This is a genomic window from Sphingomonas pruni NBRC 15498 (genome assembly GCF_001598455.1).
Classification (GTDB): Bacteria; Pseudomonadota; Alphaproteobacteria; order Sphingomonadales; family Sphingomonadaceae; genus Sphingomonas; species Sphingomonas pruni.
On sequence record NZ_BCYZ01000164.1, the window covers coordinates 1 to 987 of the forward strand.

The 987-nt window shown below is 65.0% G+C and carries 1 protein-coding gene; it reads right to left on the reverse strand.

Going from position 1 to position 987, the window contains the following annotated elements:
* Positions 1-984, reverse strand: a 984-nt coding sequence (locus SPR01S_RS21050) for an IS30 family transposase (RefSeq protein WP_084251349.1), incomplete at its 3' end; no start/stop codon positions are given.
* Positions 985-987: the final 3 nt, after the last annotated feature.

Here is a 987-nt window from a genome sequence, read left to right on the forward strand (position 1 = left end):
GGGTGTGGATTCACATTCGAAGTGCAACGGGTTGAGGAAGACCTCGGCGGGAGTTTGGAAGCCGAGGCATTTTCTGGGCGTATGGTTGTAGTTTGCGAGGATGGCGTCGAGGCTGGCGTTGGGCAAGGTGGAGATGTCGGTTTTGCGGGGGAGGTTGCGTCTGAGGCGTCCGATGGCGTTTTCGACGCCGCCTTTTTGCCAGGGCGCACGGGGGTCGCAGAAGTAGGTTTGTGCGCCGAGTTGGCTTGCGATGCGCTGGTGGCGAGCGAACTCGGTACCGTTGTCGAAGGTGATCGAGCGGCGCAGGCTGTGGGGCATGGGATAGAGCATGCCGATCAGGGCGGTCGCTACGGGATCGGCCTTGAGGCTGTTCTGGCGCAGGGCGATGGTGAGCCGGGATCGGCGTTCGTGGGCGACGAGGATGGCCTGTCCCTGGGTTGAGAAGAGCATGGCGTCGGCTTCCCAATGGCCTGGCTGGACGCGTGTGGCGATGTCTGGCGGACGGGCGTGGATCGGCGTTCGGCCCTCCTGCCAGCGCAGCCACGGTCCGCCCTTGGTGCGCCAGCCGCGCTTGTATTTGGCGCGGGGCAGATACTGGCGCCAACGGCGATCGTTGGTCCGTTTGAGCTGGGCATAGACGAAGCGATAGATCGTCTCGTGGCTGATGATCCGGCGCCCTGCCTCGTGCGCCAGCCGCCCGGCGACCTGCTCGGGCGACCAGCCTTCGCCAAGGCGATCGAGGATGGTTTCGCGCAAAGCATCCTCACGCTCCAGCCGGGCACCGCTCCAGCGCCGGGCATCGGTCTGCTGCTGCGCATAGGCTGGACGATAGCCGATCCGCGACCCGCTGTTCCGCTTCAACTCCCGCGAGACGGTCGACGGCTGGCGATCCAGAGCTGCAGCGATCTGCCGGATCGATTGCCCGGCTTCATGAAGCCGGGCAATCGATGCCCGCTCCTCGAACGATAGCTGACGGTACGACATGGC